General features: G+C 69.5%; 20 protein-coding genes. 8 read left to right on the top strand and 12 right to left on the bottom strand.

Going from position 1 to position 20,462, the window contains the following annotated elements:
* Positions 1–3: 3 nt before the first annotated feature.
* From gspD to gspG, 9 genes are all read right to left on the bottom strand, one after another.
* A complete protein-coding gene (gspD, locus tag BM393_RS14410; RefSeq protein WP_254783450.1) occupies positions 4–2,274 on the bottom strand; it encodes a type II secretion system secretin GspD in 2,271 nt (756 codons plus the stop codon).
* Between the two features lie 2 nt (positions 2,275–2,276).
* Entirely contained in the window at positions 2,277–3,137 is an 861-nt protein-coding gene (gene gspN, locus BM393_RS14405) for a type II secretion system protein N (RefSeq protein WP_091727310.1), read from the bottom strand.
* Positions 3,138–3,140: 3 nt separating this feature from the next.
* The gene (gene gspM / locus BM393_RS14400; protein ID WP_091727306.1) at positions 3,141–3,638 is read right to left on the bottom strand and encodes a type II secretion system protein GspM; all 498 of its coding nucleotides are present in this window, start codon (positions 3,636–3,638) and stop codon (positions 3,141–3,143) included.
* Positions 3,635–4,858, bottom strand: a complete 1,224-nt coding sequence (gene gspL, locus BM393_RS14395; protein WP_091727302.1) for a type II secretion system protein GspL — start codon at positions 4,856–4,858, stop codon at positions 3,635–3,637. The genes gspM and gspL overlap by 4 nt, the downstream gene beginning before the upstream one ends.
* A gap of 164 nt (positions 4,859–5,022) precedes the next feature.
* Entirely contained in the window at positions 5,023–6,027 is a 1,005-nt protein-coding gene (gene gspK / locus BM393_RS14390) for a type II secretion system minor pseudopilin GspK (protein WP_091727298.1), read from the bottom strand.
* The gene (locus BM393_RS14385) at positions 6,024–6,701 is read right to left on the bottom strand and encodes a prepilin-type N-terminal cleavage/methylation domain-containing protein (protein WP_091727295.1); all 678 of its coding nucleotides are present in this window, start codon (positions 6,699–6,701) and stop codon (positions 6,024–6,026) included. Before BM393_RS14385 ends, gspK begins: the two co-directional genes overlap by 4 nt.
* Positions 6,701–7,108, bottom strand: a complete 408-nt coding sequence (gene gspI, locus BM393_RS14380) for a type II secretion system minor pseudopilin GspI (protein WP_091727292.1) — start codon at positions 7,106–7,108, stop codon at positions 6,701–6,703. Before gspI ends, BM393_RS14385 begins: the two co-directional genes overlap by 1 nt.
* Positions 7,105–7,587, bottom strand: coding sequence for a type II secretion system protein (locus BM393_RS14375; RefSeq protein ID WP_091727289.1), 483 nt, complete (start codon positions 7,585–7,587; stop codon positions 7,105–7,107). The genes gspI and BM393_RS14375 overlap by 4 nt, the downstream gene beginning before the upstream one ends.
* A gap of 64 nt (positions 7,588–7,651) precedes the next feature.
* Positions 7,652–8,083 (bottom strand): type II secretion system major pseudopilin GspG, encoded by a 432-nt coding sequence (gspG, locus tag BM393_RS14370; protein WP_091727285.1) that lies wholly within the window; start codon positions 8,081–8,083, stop codon positions 7,652–7,654.
* Positions 8,084–8,144: 61 nt separating this feature from the next.
* On the opposite strand from gspG, the gene BM393_RS14365 reads away from it, so the two are divergent.
* Positions 8,145–8,762 (top strand): hypothetical protein, encoded by a 618-nt coding sequence (locus BM393_RS14365; protein WP_091727281.1) that lies wholly within the window; start codon positions 8,145–8,147, stop codon positions 8,760–8,762.
* Between the two features lie 25 nt (positions 8,763–8,787).
* On the opposite strand, the gene BM393_RS14360 is transcribed toward BM393_RS14365, so the two are convergent.
* Positions 8,788–9,906 carry a nicotinate-nucleotide--dimethylbenzimidazole phosphoribosyltransferase gene (locus BM393_RS14360; protein WP_091727278.1) on the bottom strand — a complete coding sequence of 373 codons (1,119 nt, stop codon included), beginning with the start codon at positions 9,904–9,906 and terminating at the stop codon, positions 8,788–8,790.
* A 158-nt stretch (positions 9,907–10,064) separates the two neighbouring features.
* Positions 10,065–11,651, bottom strand: a complete 1,587-nt coding sequence (ilvA, locus tag BM393_RS14355; protein ID WP_091727275.1) for a threonine ammonia-lyase, biosynthetic — start codon at positions 11,649–11,651, stop codon at positions 10,065–10,067.
* Between the two features lie 457 nt (positions 11,652–12,108).
* Here ilvA and BM393_RS14350 point away from each other — a divergent pair, with 457 nt between their 5' ends.
* Positions 12,109–12,531 (top strand): OsmC family protein, encoded by a 423-nt coding sequence (locus BM393_RS14350; protein WP_091727272.1) that lies wholly within the window; start codon positions 12,109–12,111, stop codon positions 12,529–12,531.
* 62 nt (positions 12,532–12,593) lie between these two features.
* Here the strand turns inward: BM393_RS14350 and coq7 are convergent, their stop codons facing one another.
* Positions 12,594–13,211 carry a 2-polyprenyl-3-methyl-6-methoxy-1,4-benzoquinone monooxygenase gene (gene coq7 / locus BM393_RS14345; RefSeq protein WP_091727266.1) on the bottom strand — a complete coding sequence of 206 codons (618 nt, stop codon included), beginning with the start codon at positions 13,209–13,211 and terminating at the stop codon, positions 12,594–12,596.
* A 314-nt stretch (positions 13,212–13,525) separates the two neighbouring features.
* On the opposite strand from coq7, the gene BM393_RS14340 reads away from it, so the two are divergent.
* From BM393_RS14340 to BM393_RS14315, 6 genes are all read left to right on the top strand, one after another.
* Positions 13,526–14,587, top strand: coding sequence for a porin (locus BM393_RS14340; RefSeq protein WP_091727262.1), 1,062 nt, complete (start codon positions 13,526–13,528; stop codon positions 14,585–14,587).
* 298 nt (positions 14,588–14,885) lie between these two features.
* Complete coding sequence (locus BM393_RS14335; protein WP_091727259.1) at positions 14,886–15,947, top strand: porin; 1,062 nt, start codon at positions 14,886–14,888, stop codon at positions 15,945–15,947.
* Between the two features lie 246 nt (positions 15,948–16,193).
* Positions 16,194–17,171 (top strand): ABC transporter permease, encoded by a 978-nt coding sequence (locus BM393_RS14330; protein ID WP_091727255.1) that lies wholly within the window; start codon positions 16,194–16,196, stop codon positions 17,169–17,171.
* Position 17,172: 1 nt separating this feature from the next.
* Positions 17,173–18,405 (top strand): M20 aminoacylase family protein, encoded by a 1,233-nt coding sequence (locus BM393_RS14325; RefSeq protein ID WP_091727250.1) that lies wholly within the window; start codon positions 17,173–17,175, stop codon positions 18,403–18,405.
* A 58-nt stretch (positions 18,406–18,463) separates the two neighbouring features.
* Positions 18,464–19,426, top strand: coding sequence for an ABC transporter permease (locus BM393_RS14320; protein WP_091727247.1), 963 nt, complete (start codon positions 18,464–18,466; stop codon positions 19,424–19,426).
* A gap of 19 nt (positions 19,427–19,445) precedes the next feature.
* Positions 19,446–20,441, top strand: coding sequence for an ABC transporter ATP-binding protein (locus BM393_RS14315; RefSeq protein WP_091731539.1), 996 nt, complete (start codon positions 19,446–19,448; stop codon positions 20,439–20,441).
* Positions 20,442–20,462 lie beyond the last annotated feature (21 nt).

The raw sequence follows: 20,462 nt of genomic DNA, 5'->3' as shown, positions 1-20,462 counted from the left end.
GGCTCAGCGGCCCTGCGGCGCGCTGGCCGGCGCGGCGGGGCCCGGCACCGGCGACGAGGCCGGATAGACCGGCAGCGGCAGCTGGGCCGGCGGCGCCGAGGCCGGCTTCTCCGGCAGGATCGGCGCGCCGGTGTCGGGCAGCACCATGGACGCCTTGGGCTGCGACTCCTGCTGGTAGGCGCGGATCGCGTCGTAGCGGTCCATCGTCAGCGCCAGCGCGCTCTCCGGCGTGCGCAGCAGCACCGGCCGCAGGAAGATCATCTGGTTGGACTTGGTCCGCTTGCGGGTCTGGTTCTTGAACAGGTTGCCCAGCAGCGGGATGTCGCCCAGGCCCGGCACCTTGTCCTCGCCGTCGACGTACTCGTCCTTGAGCAGGCCGCCCAGCACCAGCACCTGGCCGTCCTCCAGCGTCACCGAGGTCTCCACCGCGCTCTTGTCGAAGGTCGGGCCCTGGGTGGCCGAGTTGGCCGAGGCGACGACGCTGGAATTCTCCTGGTAGACCTTCATGCGCACCGTGCCGTTCTCGCCGACGGTCGCGCGCACCTTCAGCCGCAGGCCGACGTCGCGGCGCTCGAAGGTCTGGAAGGGACTGGTGGTGGTGCCCGAGGTGGTCGTCGAGTTGCCGGTCAGCACCGGCACGTTGCTGCCGATCAGCAGGTCGGCTTCCTCGTTGTCCTGGACGATCATCGACGGCGTCGACAGCACGTTGGTGCCGCTGACCGAGCCCAGCACGTTGGCGATGGCGCCCAGCGTGTAGAGGCTGCCGACCTTCTTGATGATGCCCACGTTCAGGCCGGTCGGGATCTGGCCGCTCTGGATCGCGGTGCTGACGCCCGAGGTGCCGCCGGCGGTGGCCGCGGTCAGGTTGAGGATGTTGGCGTAGCCGGCGCCGAAGTTGGTGCCGATCGCGCCTTCGCCGAAGAGCTGCTGGAACTGCACGCCGAACTGGCCGGCCTTGGAGGCGTCGACCTTGACGATCAGCGCCTCGACGTAGATCTGCGCGCGGCGCGTGTCGAGCTGCTCGACGACGGCGCGGATCTGGCGGTACATCGGCTCGGGCGCCGTGATGATCAGCGAGTTGGTCGCCGGGTCCGCCTGCACGAAGCCGCCGGTGTTGACCTGCGCCGTCTGGCTGACCTGCGTCGACGCGCTGCCGCTGCTCGAGGAGCCGCTGCTGCCGGAGCTCGTCGAGCTGCCGCCGAAGGACGAGCTGTTGCCCGCGAAACCGCCGCTGGTGCCGGCGCTGCCGGTCTGCGCACCGGCGAAGCTGCCGGTGCCGCTGCCCGAGTTGCTGTTCGATCCGCCGCCCGCGCCCGGGCCGGCATTGTTCGTGTAGGCCGCGCGCAGCACCGTGGCCAGGCGCACCGCGTCGGCGTTCTTCAGGTAGATCACCCGGATGCTGCCTCCGGTGTCGGTGCTGGGCTGGTCGAGCTTGGCGATCATCGCGCGCAGCTGCATCAGCTTGGCCGGGTTGGACGCGCGCACGATCAGCGCGTTGCTGCGCGGATCGGCCATGACGCTGCTGCTGCCGCCGCCGGCCGCGCCCTGCGGCGTCACCACGCCCTGCGCGCCGCCGACGCCGTCGGAGAGCCGCTGCACCAGCTGCACGATGTCCGAGGCCACCGCGTTGCGCAGCGGGATCACCTCGATGTCGGTGTTGGAGGGCTGGTCCAGCGCCGCGACGATGCGGCTGATGCGCTGCAGGTTCTCGGCGTAATCGGTGATCACCAGGCTGTTGTTGCCCGGGTTGGCGTTGATCGTGTTGTTGGGCGTGATCAGCGGGCGCAGCACCGCCACGAGGTTGTTCGCGTTCTCGTGGTTGAGCTTGAAGATCTGCGTCATGACCTGGTCGCCGCGGGCGCGCGATTCGCCGGCGATGGTCACCGCGCCGGTCTGCAGCTTGGCCTCGGCCTCGGGCACGAGCTTGAGCAGCCCGCCGGACTCCACCATCGAGAAGCCCATGCCGCGCAGCGCCGCCAGGTAGCTCAGGTAGGCCTCCTGCACCGGCACCGGCTGCTCGGCGGTCAGCGTCATCGTGCCCTTGACCCGGGGATCGACCAGGATCGGCTTGCCCAGCGCGGCGGACATCGCGCGCGAGACCGCCTCGATGTCGGTGTTGACGAAATTCAGCGTGACCGGCGTGCTCGCGCGCACGGCCGGCTGTCGGCGGTTCTGCTGCTGATTCGACTGTGCGCCGGCCTGCAGGGGCAGGCTGCCCGCGATCAGGCTGATCGCCATGCCCAGCGCCGTCGGTCGCATCATGTGCTTGTTCATGCTCATCCCACCGAGATGATCGAGCGCGCGCCCTCGCGGCGCCCGATGATGTTCAACAAATTGGCCAAGGCGGCCTCGCTGCCCGGGGCGGCCGTCGCCTCGCCCCGGAACTGCGCCCGCTTCGCGCCCAGGCTGCCCTGGCCGCTCAGTTGCAGCGGGCCCTGGATCGTCGTGAGGATCAGCTGCGGCGTCTGCCCGCCGCCCACCAGCCCCATCCGGTAGCTGCCCAGCGGCGCCACCTGCGCCAGGCGCGAGGAGAAGTCGCGCAGCTCGACCTGCGCCACGCCGCTCACGTTGACCGCGGCCCCGCGCCCCTCGAAGACGAAGCCCTGCGCGCTGATGGCGATGACGCCGTCCGGCGCCAGCGTGTTCCAGGGCGTGCCCAGGCCCGACAGCCAGCCGGCCGGCCAGCGGATCCACGGCTGCTCCGGCGTCGCGTCGGGCAGCCGCACGGTGAGGCGGTCCAGGCCGAAGCTCGCCGTCAGCGGCGCGGCCGGCTTGATGCAGCAGGACTGGTCCAGCGTCAGGCGCAGGCCCGGTCCGCCGTCGATCCAGCCCGGCCGCATCGTCCAGCCCAGGCGCTGCGGCAGCTCGCTGGCGTCGCGGCTGCCGGGACCGGGGCTCAGGATCAGCCGGGCGCTGCCGTTCCACAGCGTGCCGCGGGCGTCGGCCAGCACCAGGCGCTTGTGGGTCGCCGAGGACACGGCCGAGGCCAGCCAGGCCGCCGGCGCCCAGGCGACGACCGCCGTCACCAGGCCCAGCACCGCGCCGAACTCGGCCCAGCGGAAGGCGCGGACGAAACCGGTGGTCGAGGCGGCGTTGGCCGTCGACGTCGTGAGCCGGGCGCTCGATCGTCGGGCCATCGCTCAGTTCCCCGCCGCGGCGGGCAGCAGCAGCGTCAGGCGGCCGCTGTAGCCCTGCGGTCCGGATTGCAGCTCGGCCTCCTGCGGTCTGGCGCGCGCGCCCTGGCGCGCCTCGCCGATCCACATCGCCAGCGCGCCGCCGGGCACGCCGCGCAGGCGCAGCTGCGCCTGGGTGCCGGTGATCGTCAATTCGGCGGCCGGGCCCAGCCGCGCGGTCGCGGCGCGCAGGGCCGCCACCGACTGCTCGGCCGAGACTGGCACCGCCTGCTTCAGCGCCTGCGTCTGCATCGCCATCGCGCGCATCTGCTGCAGCTCGCGGTCGAGCCGGTCCAGCTCGCCGGGCGCCTTGCGCAGCGTGCCCCAGGCCGGCGCGAGCGCGACCAGCCACAGCAGCAGCAGGCCGATGAAGGCCGCGGCCAGGCGCGCGATCAGGCGCTCGCGCGGCGCGGCCGCCTGCCAGCGGGCCTCGAGGTCGCGGCGCATCGTCGTGAAGCTGTTCATCGGTTCTCGGGTCGCAGGCTGAGTTGGAGCGCATCGCCGTCCTCGGCGACCCGCAGCGCGGGATCGCGGCCGAGCCGCTCGCGCAGCTGCGCGCGCTGCGGCGCGCCCAGGCCGGTCAACTGCAGCCGGCCGGGTTCGAAGCGCAGGCCCGGCAGCGGCGGCTCGCCCGGCGGCGTGGCGCGGGCCACGGCGGCGAGGAGGTCTTCCAGGTCACCCGGGCCGACCTGCCCGGCGCCGCCGCGCAGCGCCTCGGTCTCGCGCACCATCTGCGCGCGGGCGTCGCGGACCACGCGCACCTGCGGGAAGCTCTGTCGCAGCAGCGCCTCCTGCTCGGCCTTGCGCGCGTCGATGGCGCGGCCCTGTTGCCAGGCCATCGCGTTCAGGCCGATGACCTGCACCGCGACCAGGCCGACGACGCCCCAGCGGAAGGGCCGCCAGGCCGGCGTCTGCAGCGTCTGCCAGGCCTGGTACAGGCGCTGCCAGCCGCGCTGGCGCGGCGTGAGGTCGAACTGCAGCAGGTTGACCGGCGCCTGGCGCGCAGCCCAGGCGCGGTCGGTGTCGCTCAGCACCCGCACCGGACGGCCCAGCCACTGCTCGGCCTCGGCCGCGGCGGCGGGGCTGGCGCTGACCGGGGCCTGCTGCCACCAGTCCTCGCCCAGCCAGTTGCGCAGGCCGCCGCTGTCCAGCGGGAAGGTCGCCACGCCGTCGGCGCGCGAGACCCGCAGCCGCGCGCGCCCGTCGGCACCAGCGTGGACGTAGCCGCCATCGGCGCTGCCCGAGACCGGCTGCGGCCAGGACAGCGGCAGCAGCGACTCGACCAGCAGCCCGGCCGCCTCGATCGCCTGCAGGTGCGCGCGCAGCGGCTCGCGGGCGGTCACGGCGACCCAGTGGGTGCGGCCGTCGGCGTCGGGGCTGTCCAGCAGCGCGAAGTGCAGCCGCTCGGGATCCTCGAGCAGCTGGTCCTCCATCACGCCGACGACGGCGCCGCGCAGCTTCGCGCCCTTGACCTTGGGCAGCTGCGCCGGCAGCCAGCTGAGCTGGTCGTCGCCGATCAGCGCCATCACGCGGTCGGCGCGCGGCAAGGCGGACAGCGGCGCGCGCTCGCCGTGCCCCCGGGCGTGGGCGGGCGCTTGCGCGTCGTGGCTGAACCAGTATTCGTAGTCTTGCGCGGGGCCGCCCTGGGGCGGGTGGGCCGGCAGCAGGATGAGCAGGGTACTCATGAGATCGCGGATTCTAGGAGGGCTTGCATGACGCTTCGGCGCCGCCGGCCCCCGAAGAAGCCCGTAGTTGAGCCTTTACATGTCCGTGCATCCCGTCCCTCGTGTGTCCAGTCGTGTCGGCGTCGACGCCGGAGGCCCTGCGGCCGCGTCGCGTGTCGACGGGTTCAAGGCGTGGCCCCGTAGCCGGCGGCGGTGCCGGGCAGCGTGGACAGCCGTTGCAGGCGTTCGCGGTCGAGCACGACCATCTCGAGGTTGCGGCGCTCGACCAGCGAGCGCTGCGCCAGCACGCGGTCGTCCATGCGCAGCTGGCCCTCGACGAAGAAGAAGTCGCTGGTGAAGGCGGTGCGCTCGGCGCTGAGCGCCGGCTCCTGCGGCACGAAGGGCTTGAGGTCCTCGAAGCTCCGGAAGGGCTTGACCTGGCGCTGGCGCACGATGCGGTCCGCCGAGCCGGTGTCGGTGAACAGCACCGCGGCGAGCACCTCACGCGGCGCGGTGTTCACGTTGACCGGGGTGCGCTTGGGCAGGATCACCACCAGCGTGCTCAGGCGCCGGATCTGCTCCTCGTTCAGGCCGAGCCAGCGCAGCTGCGCCAGCCGCGTGGGCAGCAGCGGCACCTCGCCGGACGGCGCGCTGGCGGGCACGGCCGCGTAGTTCATGCTGAGCCGCAACTGCTCGACCAGGTTGGTGCTCAGCCCGGCGGCCTGGAAGAGCTGGGCCGCGGCGCGCACTTCCTCGGGCTTGTTGTCGACCAGGTTGCGCAGGTTGAAGCGCGATTGCGCGTCCTCGATGTGGCCGGACAGGAAGGCGTCCGGCCCGGCGTCGGCCGAGTTGTTCTCGTCCTGCGACAGGAAGCTGGACAGGCGCGCCTCGGCCAGCGGCACCGACCAGACCTCGGTGAGGTCGTCCGAGGCCGGCTTGCCGTCGCGCGCGTTCATGTTGTTGCGCTTGTCCTCGCGCAGGATCAGCCGCGCCCAGTCCAGCGCGCCCTGCAGCACCCAGTCCGCCTGGGCGCGGCCGCGGTCGGCGGCCTCGATCTGGATGCTGCGCGCCTGCCGCCACAGCATCGCGGCCGACAGCGTGGTCACCAGCACCACGATCAGCAGCGCGGTCAGCAGCGCGGCGCCGCGAGGCGGTTGTGCCGGACGCGATGGCGAACGAGGCCTGCTCATGAGCCGTTGCTTTCCACCGCGACCTCGCGGACCAGTTCGCCGCGATAGCCGCTGCCCTCGCCGAACTGCAGCCGCATGCGCACGCCCTGCGGCACGGCCACGCGCTGCTTTGGCGCATTGGGCCCGGTCGGCGACGAGGCGGCCGGGTCCTGCGGCACCAGCTCGCCGCTGGATTGCGCGTTGGACCAGGCGTTGCCGCGGAAGAAGAACATCTGCCAGCCGAGCACGCCGTCCAGGCCCGGCATCGCGCGCAGTTCCTCGGCGCTGAGCTGCTGGCTGCGGAACCAGGCGTCCTGCAGGTCGTCCCGGTTCACCACCGGCGCCGATTCCCAGCGCGACAGCCGGCCGTCCCGCAACTGCCACGCCACCAGCTGCAGGCCGGTCTCGCGGCGGCGCGTCATGCGCAGCGTCGCGCCGTCGAAGGCCAGCGCCGAGGGCACCACGCCGCTGTCCTGCACCTCGCGCAGGTCCAGTTCCCACTGCCGCATCAGCGTCTGCAGCGTCTCGGCGCGCTCCATCGCGGCTTCGTTGTGCTCGCGGCTGGTGGTCAGCGCGCTCACCGCGCGCCAGGCCATCACCGACATCACCGCCATCACGACCAGCGCGACCACGACCTCGATCAGGGTGAACCCGCGCGCCGCGCGCCGGAGGGAGGAACCGCCCGGGCGTCGCATCAGTTGCGCCCCACGATGGTGGTCAGGGTCAGCAGCGGGCGGTCGCGGTCGTCGAAGACCTGCGCCTCGACGCGCCGGAAATTGGGATTGGGCGTCGAGCGGACCGCCAGCCTGACGTTGAAGTCCCGACCCATCTGCGTGCAGCTGGCGCTGTTGTCGCCGACGCCGGGGAAGGTCTTGGTCAGGCGCATCTCGGTCAGCTCGTTCTCGGCGCACCACTGCGCCAGCGAGTTGATGGCGAGCCGGTCCGAATTCGAGGTCATCGCGCCCGCGGCCCGCAGGCCGGCCGCCAGGCACAGCGCGACGATGGTCAGCGCCACCAGGACCTCGATGAGGGTGAAGCCGGCGGCACGCGAGGCGCGCCCGAGGGGCGGCGGGGGCAGGCCGGGGCGGAGGGCGCCGCTCATGCGCCTCCCTTGGTGATCGCGAAGGGACGCAGGCCGTCGGTGGCGAGCGTGATCCGGTGATCGCCGCGGATCAGCGTGACGCGCTGCGCGCCGATGAGCGGCTCCGGTCCCAGGCGCAGCGTGCGGCCGTTGGCGGCGGCGCCCTGGATCTCGACGATGGGCGTGTCGCCCAGCCAGGGGCGCTCCAGGCCCAGTCGCCTGACCAGCGGGGCGGGCAGGCCGGTGAGGTGGTAGCGGCCGCCATCGTTGCCCGCGTCCGGCACCCAGCGCACGTCCAGCGACGCGGCGCGGGCCTCGGCCCGGGCGGTCTCGAGCACCGAGGCCAGCTGCAGCGCCTCGCGCTCGAGTTGCACGTCGGCGCGGTCCCGCACGGCGACCGCGACGGTCGCGCTGGCGATCGCCACGATGGTGATCGCCACGATCAGCTCGATCAGCGTGAAGCCGCGCTGGGACGGACGGCCGGACGGACGCGCGCGCACGGCTCGGAGCGGTCGATGAAGGAGCGGGACGGTGGGGAGGTGGAACGCGCGGCGGGCCGTGCGCTCACTCCCAGGAGCCGACGTCGGCGTCGTTGCCTTCGCCGCCGGGCTTGCCGTCCGCGCCCAGGCTGTAGACGTCGACCTCGCCCTTCAGGCCGGGGTTGTCATACTGGTACGCATTGCCCCAGGGGTCCTTGGGCAGCTTCTCGATGTAGACCTTCCAGTTGGGCGCGGCCGGGCCGTTGGTCGGCTTGGCCACCAGGGCACCCAGGCCCTGCTCGCCGCTCGGGTAGCGGCCGTTGTCCATCTTGTAGAGCTTGAGCGCCTGCATCAGCGTGTTCACGTCGGACCGGGCCGCGGTGCGGCGGGCTTCGGAGACGTGGTTCATCACCGCGGGAACGACCACCGCGCCCATGACGGCGACGATGGTGATGGCGACGATCAGTTCGATCAGCGTGAAGCCGCGCGCGCGGCGCGGAGACAGGGGTCGGCGCATGGTGTGGCAATCCTCGCGGAGCCGCCCTCGGCGGCTCATCGCGCTGCATCATAATCGTCGGATGCATGCACGATGGTTAAGCTTCGTCGTCTGGGCGCTGCTGGCGGCCAGCCTCGCGTATTGGGCGTTGATGCTCATGGCCAAGGGCCCCCAGGCGCCGGCGATGACGCGCCCCGCGATCGCCGACGGCGCGCCGGCCGACTGGACCCGCCTGTTCGCCGCCGCCAAGGCCGCGGAAGCGCCGGTCGAAGCCGCTTCCTCGCGCTACCAGCTGCTGGGCGTCGTGGCGCCCTCGATGAATGCCCGCCATCCGGGCGAGGGCGTCGCGTTGATCGCTGTCGCCGGTGGGCTGCCCAAGCCGGTGCGCGTCGGGCAGGTCGTCGACGGCGACCTCAAGCTGATCGAGATCAACCGGCGGGATGTCGGGCTCGGCGCGGGGGACGCGGTCTCGGTGAGATTGAGCCTCGCGCCGGGCGCCGGCGGCGCCGAAGCCGTGCCTGGCCAGATGCTGCCGGGTCAACTGCCGCCGGGCGCGATGCCGCCGCCGCAGTTCGGCGCCCACCCGGGGCAGCCGCAGACCGGCGGACCGGGGCCCGAAGGCATCGTGCCGCCGACGGCCATCGGCGGGGCCTTGCCTCAGCCGGTACCGGGCGACGGAAGCGCCAACCCGACCAAGTAGGACGGGACACCGGCGGCTGCCGGGGTCAGTACTTGCTGCCCAGGGTCGATCGACCGGCGCCCGAGGGCAGGGCGCCCGGCGCGCTCGAACCGGTCTCGCGCAGGTCGGACGGCCGGCTGTGGATCGAGCCTTCGGGCAGGTCCTGCACTTCCGTCAGCAGCGCCGCCGCGCAGCGCACCAGCGGCCAGGCCAGCGTCGCACCGGTGCCATCGCCGCATTCCATGCCCAGTTCGAGCAGCGCCGCGGCGTGGAAGAGCTGCAGCGCCTCGTCCAGGCCGCGATGGGTGGTGCTGCGGCAGAAGACGGCGTAGTCGGTCACCGGCGGGGCGATCATCGAGGCCACCTTCAGCGCCGCGCACGCCGGAATGCCGTCGACCAGGATCAGTTGGCGCTTGGAGGCCGCGACCAGCATCGCGCCGACCATGACCGCCAGTTCGAAACCGCCGAACGCCGCCAGCACCGCCATCGGCTCCTGCACGTCGCGGTGACGCGTCTGCGCGCCCTGCAGCACCAGCATCAGGTGGGACAGCTCCTCGTGCGGCATGTCCGGGCCGGTGATGACGAAGTCCTGCACGGGCATGTCCATCAGGCGGGACAGCACCAGTGCCGAGGCCTCCAGCGATCCCTGCCCCAGGCCCGCGCACGCGATCACGTTGCCGGCCAGGTTGTCGGAGATCTCCATGCCGACGCGCACGCCCGCATGGGCCTGGTCCAGCGTCATCGCCGGGCCGGCGCGCGAATTGCGGGTGCCGTGCGCGATCTTGCGTGCGAGCAGCCGCTGCTGCGGGCTCAGCGGTTCGGCGATGCCGCAGTCGACGACCGTGACATGCATGCCCTGGTTGCGCGCGAAGACGGTGGCGGGCAACCGATGCTGCAGCGCCAGCAGCGCCTGCTCGCGCGTGCTGCGGCCGTTGGGCAGTGCGATGCCGTCGACGGCCAGGCCGTGGTCGGCGGCGAAGAGCACCAGCGTTGGATCACGGAACTTGGGCGTCTGCGTGGCCTGGATCAGGCCCAGCCGCACCGCGAGCGGTTCGAGTTCGCCCAGGCGGCCGGCCAGCGCGCAGCGGCGCTCGAGGCGCTGGCGCAGGGCGCGCTCCAGTTCCGGATTGGCCGTCGGCGAGATGAGGGACTGATGAATCGACATGGGGACCGCCATTCTCGTGCCGCGTCGCGGGGCGGCCATCGGCAATTGCCCAGCCGCGCCGCGCCTGCCCCCTGTCCGTGGGGCAGCGGGTGGCGTTGAGCCATCACCGCCGCGAGCCGAGCGCCCGGTCGATCACGGCCGCTTCACGCGCGAGCCGATCAGCGCAGGAAGAGGCGGTAGACCGGGTTGTCGGTTTCCTCGGTGTACGGATAGTTCAGCTGGTCGAGGAAGGTCTTGAACGCCTTGCCGTCGCCCTTGGGCACCTGCAGGCCGACGAGGATGCGGCCGTAGTCGGCACCCTGGTTGCGGTAATGGAAGAGGCTGATGTTCCAGTCCGGGCTCATGCTGGACAGGAAACGCATCAGCGCGCCGGGCCGCTCCGGGAAGATGAAGCGGAACAGGCGCTCGTTCTCGGCCAGCTCGGTCCGACCGCCGACCATGTGGCGCACATGTTGTTTCGCCAGTTCGTCGTCGGTGAGGTCGACCGTCGGGAAGCGGTGCTTCTCGAAGCTGCGGGCCAGCTTGTCGGCTTCCTCGCGCTTGGCGATGGAGACGCCAACGAACACGTGCGCCTCGTTCCGGTCCGAGATGCGGTAGTTGAACTCGGTGACGCTGCGGCCACCGACCAGTTCGCAGAACCGGCGGAAGCTGCCGCGCTCCTCGGGGATGGTGACGGCGAACAGCGCCTCGCGCTCCTCGCCGACCTCGGCGCGCTCGGCCACGAAGCGCAGCCGGTCGAAGTTCATGTTCGCGCCGCAGGTGATGGCGATGTAGGTTTCGCCCTTGGTCCCGTGTTGCGCCGCGTACTGCTTGATCGCGGCGACGCCCAGACCACCGGCCGGCTCGAGGATGCTGCGCGTGTCGACGAAGACGTCCTTGATCGCGGCGCAGACGGCGTCGGTGTCGACCAGGACGTAGTCGTCGACCAGCTCGCGGCAGATGCGGAAGGTTTCCTCGCCCACCAGCTTCACCGCGGTGCCGTCGGAAAACAGCCCGACGTCGCTGAGCGCGACGCGCTTGCCGGCGCGCACCGAACGCACCATCGCGTCGGAATCCTTGGTCTGGACGCCGATGATCTTGATCTCCGGCCGCACTGCCTTGATGTAGGCCGACACGCCGGCGATCAGGCCGCCACCGCCGATGGCCACGAAGATGGCGTCGATGGGCCCCGGGTGCTGGCGCAGCAGCTCCATCGCGATGGTGCCCTGGCCGGCGATGACGTCGGGGTCGTCGAAGGGATGGACGAAGCTCAGGCCTTGCTCGCGCTCCAGTTCGAGCGCGTGGCCGTAGGCGTCGGTGAAGGATTCGCCGGCCAGCACTACCTCGCCGCCCAGGGCCTGGACGGCGTCGATCTTGACCTTGGGCGTGGTCACCGGCATCACGATCACGGCCCGGCAGCCGAGTTTCTTCGCGGACAGGGCCACGCCCTGCGCGTGATTCCCGGCGGACGCGCAAATCACCCCCCGGGCCAATTGCCCAGGCGCGAGATTTGCCATCTTGTTATAGGCGCCCCGCAGTTTGAAGCTGAATACTGGCTGCTGATCCTCACGTTTCAGCCAGACCTTGTTGCCGATGCGCTTGGAGAGATTGCGGGCGGCGTCGAGGGAGGTTTCCTGCGCGACCTCATACACCTTCGCGTTAAGAATCCGTTGCAGATAACTCTGATCCGCGGGGAGTAACGCCGGGTGCTGCGCCGCTGGGCGCTTCGAGACGGTCTTGCGCGATGCGCGGCGGGTGCCGGCCATGGAATTCCCTCCAGTTCCCCTTGACCGCGCGGGACGCGCCGACCATCGGGCGGACGATGATAGCGAGGGTTTGTCCGGGGCGCGGTGGCTCGCCAGCGGCGCGGCGCGGGCGCGCTTTCGCGATTGGAGGAGCAAGCCTTGCGGCTGGGCGGGGCCGACGAGGGGCGAAAAAAAGCCCGAGGCTTGTGGCCTCGGGCTGAATCCACCATGGAGGCGGTGGAGGAGACAATCGGTGCGGGGCTGACCCCACGGGTGGGGTAGCGCTGTCGCATGCCTAGAATTCTAGGGCGATGCATGTTGCGCTGCAATATTTTTCGAGGGCTTCGACCATGGAGTCGGGCCTCTAAATGCGCAAAATCACCGCCAGAGTCGATCGCTGCAACACGGCGGGGATCGAAAAAATGGGGTCAGGGTGCCGAAGGCGCCCGACCTGGCCCATCGAACCAAGGAACGACGAATGGAATGCACGATCAACTGGATGGGCGCCGATGGCATGAGCTTCATCGCGGAAACCGGCAGCGGCCACATGATCAACATGGACGGCTCTCCGGACGGCGGTGGCCGCAATCTGGCGCCGAGGCCGATGGAAACGGTGCTGGCCGGGACGGGAGGCTGCACCGCCTATGACGTCGTGCTGATCCTGAAGCGCGGCCGCCACGACGTGCGGGGATGCCAGGTCAAGCTGAGCGCCGATCGCGCCGAGTCGGATCCCAAGGTGTTCACCAAGATCCACATGCACTTCGTCGTCACCGGCAAGGGGCTGCCCGAAGGGGCGGTCGAACGCGCCGTCCAGCTGTCCCACGAGAAATACTGCTCCGCCAGCATCATGCTGGCGAAGACGGCGGAAATCACGACATCGGTGGAGATCGTCGAGGCGTGAGCCGCTGGAGGGGTGCCTTGAGCGCCCTTCCTCCCGCCCTCTCTACTATCTAGAGAGGCGCGTCAAAGGTGGTGGGCGGTCCGCGTCATCACCTTGGCGGCCATGCGCATCAGGCCCCGCACCGGGCGCGGCAGGTCGATGCCGCCGCGGTCGCGCGCCTCTTCGGCGTGGCGCGCCTCCTCTTCCTTCATCCGCGCAACGATCGCCCGGGAACTGCGGTCGCCATCGGGCAGGCGTTCCAGATGGCTGGCGAGGTGGGCTTCCACCTGCCGTTCGGTCTCGATGACGAAGCCCAGGCTGACCTTGTCTCCGACCAGCCCCGCGACCGTCCCGATCGCGAAAGCGCCGCCGTACCAGAGCGGATTCAGCAGGCTGGGTCGATCATTGAGCGCGCGCAGTCGGTCCGCGCACCAGGCGAGATGGTCGATCTCTTCCTGGGCGGCGTGCTGGAGATGCTCGCGAAGTTGCTCGTCGCGGGTGCTCAGCGCCTGGGCGCGATAGAGCGCCTGGGCGCAGACCTCGCCAACATGGTTGACCCGCATCAGCGAAGCCGACAACCGACGCTGACCTTCGTCGAGCGCCTCGTCCGGGGCGGTCGCCTGCGGCGCCGGGCGCGACGTCGGCGCGACGCCCGCCAGCGTCTTCAGGCTTTGGTCCAGCGTGGATATCCACGCGTCCATGCGGGTGAAACTGCGCGCCGGGCGTCGGGTCTGAAATTGCATCGTGAGCGCATACCGTGGCAAATGAGCCTTCAGTTTAGAAGGGCAGCGTCAAGCGATTCCCTGGCGCTGTCTGATCCTTTGTGCGAATGCGTGATGACACATTTTTTTAACCTCATACGCGTTGCTTCGGACCAACGAAATCAGGACTTTTACGGGGTGGCTGCTGGTCAGGCGGGATCGGACCTGTTGCAATACACCACAGCTTCATTGCAGGAGCTTGGTTTGCGGACGATCTACCGACCGCGACCTCATTGAAGATCTAGGAGTCTCTAATGAAGAAATCTCTCGTCGCGCTGGCTGTGCTGGCTGGTTTCGCCGGTGCCGCTGCCGCTCAATCGTCCGTCACCCTGTTCGGCGTGATTGACCTGGCCGCCCGTTACACCAAGGCCAATGGCCAGGACACGAAGCAACTGTCGAACGACGGCAGCAGCTCCAGCCGTATCGGCGTCCGTGGCGTCGAGGACCTGGGCGGTGGCCTGAAGGCTGGCTTCTGGCTGGAAGGCGCCCTGTCCGCCGACAGCGGTACCGCCGACAGCTCGCGCTTCTGGGGCCGTCGCGCCTCGGTGAGCCTGATGGGCGACTTCGGTGAAGTCCGTCTGGGCCGCGGCAAGACCTCGACCCGCCTGGTCGTCGACGACTTCGACGTCTACACCACGACCGGTCTGGGCGACGTGACCCGCCTGTACTCGACCTTCGGCCTGAGCACCAGCCTGTACGACACGAACAACCGTGCCGACAACCTGGTCCAGTACTTCCTGCCGAGCGATCTGGGCGGCGTGTACGGCTCGTTCGACGTGGCTGCCGGTGAAGGCGCCCAAGGCAAGAAGATGTACGGCGGCCGTCTGGGCTACAAGGCGGGTGACCTGAACGTCGCCGGCGGCTACCAGACCACCGACACGCTGAACACCAAGTTCAAGCAGCTGTCGCTGGGTGCCTCGTACGACTTCAAGGTTGTGAAGGTCAGCGGCCTGTACAGCCAACTGAAGCTGTCGTCGTTCAAGCAGAACATCTACACGATCGGCGCCGTGGTGCCGGTGACGGCCGCCGGCTCGGTGACCGCCCAGTTCAGCAAGGCTTCGACGAACAGCGCCGCCGACGCGCTGATCACGGCCCCGTCCGCGACCAACGCGACGCCGATCAACGGCGCTGGTGACTCGAAGGCCTTCACGATTGGCTACCAGCACAATCTGTCGAAGCGCACGGCTCTGTACTCGACCGCCTCGTACATCAAGAACGACGGCAACGCGAACTTCCGCGTCGGCAACAACGCCGTTGCTGCTGCTCGCGGTGGCAAGTCGGGCGGCCTGGACGTCGGTATCAAGCACAGCTTCTGATCCCCGGATCAGCGCGCTGCGCAACGAAAGCCGCCTCTCGGGGCGGCTTTTTTTCGTCTGTGCCGTCCCTCCTGTACCCGGGCGCGGGGCCAGGCCTTGCGTCCGGTGATCAAGCTCTGTCGCCGCAACGCACCGTTGTTGATTTTGTGAATAGTGATCGCGGGTTTTCCCTCTGTCTGATCGTCACAAACTTGACAGGGTTTGCTCGCGTGGGCGATGTGCAACACAGCGCGTCTCCGTTTGAAGGCTTCGCTGAGAATCGATCACGGCGACCAAACCAAATCAAAGGAGACATCACATGAAGAAAGCCGCCTTGGCGCTGAGCATCCTGGCAGCCAGCACCAGCGCCGCCTGGGCCCAGTCGAGCGTCACGCTCTACGGCATCGTGGACGTCGGTCTGCGCTGGACCAGCAATGCGAACGTGGGATCTTCCGAGAAGCAGGTGATCCCCGGCGGCATGTCGCAGAGCCGGCTCGGGGTGAACGTCACCGAGGACATGGGTGGCGGCCTGAAGGCGATCGCCAACCTGGAACACCGTCTGAACTCCGACACGGGCACCGTCGCCGCAGCCGACTTCTGGCGCCAGTCGTGGGTGGGCATCCAGTCGAGCGATTTCGGCCGCCTCACGCTGGGTCGTCAATACAACATCCTGTTCGACATCTACACGTCGACCTACGCCTCGTTCAAGTACTCGCCCTACATCGAGGCCTACAAGCCCGAGATCGGCCTGTCCATGGGCGCCCGTCAGGACAACATGGTGAAGTACCTGTTCGAGACCGGCCCGGTGCGCGGCGAAATCCAGGTCTCGGCCGGTGAAGGTAACTCGCAGAACAAGTCCTACGGCGGCATGCTGCGCTACTCGCAGGGCCCGATCGCCTTTGGCGGCGCGTACCTGCAGGTCGAAGACACCCTCGGCAAGAAGGTCAAGGGCTACACCGCGGGCGGCGGCTACACGGCCGGTCCCTGGTACGTCAACCTGTCCTGGGCGACCAACAAGTTCGATCGGGGTGGCCTGCTCGGCGCGGCCTATACCTCGGGCCTGCTGGGCAACGTGCTGAATGCGGCGGCGAACGATGTGCGCAAGCGCGACATGATCTCCGTCGGCGCGACCTATCAGCTGACTCCGCAGCTGAACCTGGGCGGCCACTATTGGTACGCGACGCAAACGCACTACAGCGCGGCGCTCGCCAACACGAAGAGCAAGGGCCACTACCTGGCCTTCGTGGCGGACTACGCCTTCTCCAAGCGCACCGACGCCTATGTCGAGCTGGACTACACCAAGCATGACGGTGCGGTCCGCTTCGCCAACGGCGCTGAAAAGCGCGGCGGCGCCATCGTCGGCATGCGCCATCGCTTCTGATCCCGGCATGCGGGCGCAACCCGCGCTCGCTGGCCACTTGGAAAACCGCCTTCGGGCGGTTTTTTCGTTGGCGCGCGACGGTGAGACGACGTCGCGTTCATGCTGCGTTAAGGAGTAACCCACTTGCCGGGCGCTGGACGCTCCTCGATGATCGTTGACTTCTGAAGCGTCTTGCCTCCGGGGTCAGGTCGTGCCAGGGCAGGCCACGAGCCGACTCGCCCAAGCCGTCGCCGGAGGCCATCGTCCATGCTGGTTTTCATTCTTCGCCGCCTGGCGCAGGCCGTTGTCGTCATGCTGACGGTGGCCTTCATCGCCTTCATGCTGTTCCAGTACGTCGGCGATCCGGTCAACAACCTGCTCGGACAGGACGCCACGCCGGAGCAGCGCGAGCAACTGCGCAAGGACCTGGGCCTCGATCAATCCTTCGCCGTGCAGTTCGCGCATTTCGCCGGCAATGCGGTGCAGGGCGAGTTCGGCGTGAGCCTGAAGCAGGGCCGCAAGGTCTCGGCGCTGATTGCCGAGCGGTTCCCCGCGACGCTCGAGTTGTCCGCCACGGCCGCGGTGATCGCGCTGGTGTTCGGCATCCCGCTGGGCGTCTACGCCGCGCTGCGGCGCGGCAGCTTCGGCTCGCAGGTGCTGATGACGCTGTCGCTGCTGGGCGTGGCCCTGCCGACCTTCCTCATCGGCATCCTGCTGATCCTGATCTTCGCGGTGCAACTGGCCTGGTTGCCAAGCTACGGCCGGGGCGAGGTCGTCATGTTCGGCGCCTGGAGCACCGGGCTGCTGACGACCGATGGCCTGCGCCACCTGTTGCTGCCGGGCATCACGCTGGCGGTGTTCCAGCTGACGCTCATCATGCGGATCGTGCGCGCCGAGATGCTGGAAGTGCTGCGCGCTGACTACATCAAATTCGCGCGGGCCCGCGGCCTGAGCGACCGCACCATCTACTTCGGTCATGCGCTGAAGAACACGCTGGTGCCGGTGATCACGATCACCGGGCTGCAGCTGGGATCGCTGATTGCCTTTGCGATCATTACCGAGACCGTGTTTCAATGGCCCGGCATGGGCCTGCTGTTCATCCAGGCGGTGCAGTTTGCCGACATCCCGGTGATGGCGGCCTATCTGTGCCTGATCTCGCTGATCTTCGTCGTGATCAACCTTGTCGTCGATCTGCTGTACTTCGCCGTCGATCCGCGCTTGCGCGTGAGCGGCGGCGCGCATTGACATGAACGCTCCGGAGCACCTGACCGCCACCGCGGCGGGCACCTACCAGCGGCTGTTCGAGGCGCGCGGCGAGCTCGTGGCCCTGCGCCGCGAACTGCACACGATGCCGGAACTCGGATTCGAGGAGCACCGCACGGCGGCCCGCATCGTGCAGGCGCTCAAGGCCTGTGGCGTCGACGAGATCCACCAGGGCCTGGGCCGCACCGGCATCGTCGCGACCATCCATGGCCAGCCGGTGCCCGGCGCGGCGCCCGATGCGAAGCCGCGCCTCTTCGGCCTGCGCGCCGACATGGACGCGCTGCCGCTGCGCGAGCAGAACGACTTCGCCTGGCGCTCGTCGACACCCGGCCTGATGCATGCCTGCGGGCACGATGGCCACTGCGCGATGCTGGTCGGCACGGCGCGCTACCTGGCGCAGACCCGGCGCTTCGCGGGCACCGCGGTGCTGGTGTTCCAGCCCGGCGAGGAAGGCTACGGCGGCGCGCGCGAGATGATCGCCGACGGCCTGTTCGAGCGCTTCCCGGTCGAGGCCATCTACGCGATGCACAACTGGCCGCATCTGCCTCCGGGCAAGATCGGCCTGAACCGCGGCGCGATGATGGCCGCGGCGGATCGGGTGACCATCACCATCCAAGGCCGCGGCGGCCATGGTGCGCATCCGCACCTGAGCGTCGATCCGGTGCTGATCGCCGGCCACGTGATCACGGCGGTGCAAAGCCTCGTGTCGCGCAACATCGCGCCGATCGAGCAGGCGGTGGTCAGCCTGTGCTCGATGCAGGCCGGCGAATCGAGCGCCTTCAGCGTGATCCCCGAGATGGCCCAGATCACCGGCACGGTCCGCAGCTTCAAGCCCGAGGTGCAGCAACTGCTCGAGGAGCGCATGACGCGGCTGGTCGAATCGGTGGCGCTGGGTTTCGGCGCGAGCGCGAAGGTCGACTACCAACGCCTGTATCCCGCCACCATCAACAGCGCGCCCGAAGCCGACTTCGCCGTGCGCGTGGCCCAGTCGCTGGTCGGTGCCGAGAACGTCGACGACAAGCTGGTGCCGAGCATGGGCTCCGAGGACTTCGCCTTCATGCTGCAGGCCCGGCCCGGCGCCTACCTGCGACTGGGGCAGGGCGGTCCTTGCGGCCTGCACCAGCCGCGCTACGACTTCAACGACGAGATCCTGCCGCTGGGCTCCGCGCTGTTCGCGGCGCTGGTGGAGCAGGGCCTGCCTCTCCCGCCGCATTGAGCGGACGCCGCGCGTTCCGCTCGCCATCGATCCGACAGCCCGCTGCCCGCATTCCCGAATGACCGCCTCACTTCCCCCTTCGCCGGCCTCCGGCGCGCCGGCTGCCCGGCCGCCCAACGCGCTCAGCCGCTTCTTGGACGGCGACGTCTGGCACTCCTTCACCCACTCGCCGACGGCGATGGTCGCCGCCTTCGTGGCCCTGTGCTGCGTGGTCTGCGCGCTCTTCGCGACCTGGATCGCGCCGCACGATCCCTTCGATCTCTCCGCGCTGGAGCTGATGGACTCGCGCCTGCCGCCGGCCTGGATCGAGGGCGGTTCCAGCAAGTACCTGCTGGGCACCGACGACCAGGGCCGCGACCTGCTCTCCGCGATCATGTACGGCGCCCGCATCTCGCTGCTGGTGGGCGTGGCGTCGGTGATCCTGTCGATGATCATCGGCGTCGGGCTGGGACTGCTGGCCGGCTTCGTCGGCGGCAAGGTCGATGCCTTCATCATGCGCATCTGCGACGTGATGCTGTCCTTCCCGTCCATCCTGATCGCGCTGCTGATCGACGGCATCGGCCGCGTGGTCTTCAAAGACGCGCACGACACGCTGGCCTTCGCCGTGCTGATCCTGGCGATCGCGCTGACCGGCTGGGTGCAGTACGCGCGCACGGTGCGGGGCTCGACGCTGGTCGAGCGCAACAAGGAATACGTCCAGGCTGCGCGCGTGATCGGCGTCAAGCCGCTGGCGATCATGTGGCGCCATGTGCTACCCAACGTCACCGGGCCGGTGCTGGTGCTGGCGACGCTGCAGGTGGCGTCCGCGATCCTGACCGAGGCGACGCTGTCCTTCCTCGGCGTCGGCGTGCCGCCGACCAGTCCGTCGCTGGGCACGTTGATCCGCATCGGCAACGACTTCCTGTTCTCCGGCGAATGGTGGATCACCATCTGGCCGAGCGCGATGCTGGTGCTGATCGCGCTGTCGGTGAACCTGCTCGGCGATTGGCTGCGCGACGCGCTCAATCCCCGCCTGCGCTGATGCTTCGATGGACGGCCCCATGACCGCAGCTCTCCTGCAAGTCCGCCACCTGCGCGTGGAATTTCCGACCCGCCGCGGCACGCTGCTGGCGCTGGACGACGTGTCCTTCGACATCGCGCCGGGCGAGGTGCTCGGCGTCGTCGGCGAGTCCGGCGCCGGGAAGTCGCTGACCGGCTCCGCGATCATCGGTTTGCTCGAACCGCCCGGGCGCATCGCCGGCGGCGAGATCCTCCTCGAGGGCAAGCGCATCGACAACCTGCCCGCCGACCAGATGCGGCGCATCCGCGGGCGACAGATCGGCGCGATCTTCCAGGACCCGCTCACTTCGCTGAACCCGCTGTACACGGTGGGTCGCCAGTTGGTGGAGACCATCACGACCCACCTGGGGCTGACGGCCAAACAGGCACGCGCCCGCGCGATCGAGTTGCTGGCCGCGACCGGCATTCCGGCGCCCGAGGCTCGGGTGGACCAGTACCCGCACCAGTTCTCCGGCGGTATGCGGCAGCGCGTGGTGATCGCCCTGGCGCTGGCGGCGGATCCGAAGCTGATCGTGGCGGACGAGCCGACGACCGCGCTGGACGTCTCCATTCAGGCGCAGATCATCGCCTTGCTCAAGCGGGTATGCCGCGAGCAGGGCGCGGCGGTGATGCTGGTCACCCACGACATGGGCGTCATCGCCGAGACCTGCGATCGCGTGGCGGTGATGTACGCCGGGCGCGTGGCCGAGATCGGTCCGGTGCAGGAGGTGATCCATCGCCCCGGCCATCCCTACACCTCGGGCCTGATGGGCTCGATCCCGGCGATGGACGAGGACCGCGAGCGGCTGGTGCAGATCGACGGCTCGATGCCTCGCCTCAATGCGATCCCAACCGGCTGCGCCTTCCATCCGCGCTGCCCGAAAGCCTTCGATCGTTGCCATCAGCAGCGCCCTGAACTGATGAAGGCCGCCGCCACCGACGCGGCCTGCTGGCTGCACGCGGCTGACCTGGCCACGGTGCAGGGAGGTGTTGCATGACCGTGATGACGGAGACGTCCC

It is taken from the genome of Mitsuaria sp. PDC51, assembly GCF_900113225.1.
GTDB lineage: Bacteria > Pseudomonadota > Gammaproteobacteria > Burkholderiales > Burkholderiaceae_C > Roseateles.
This window is presented reverse-complemented; position numbering and strand designations above follow the sequence as displayed.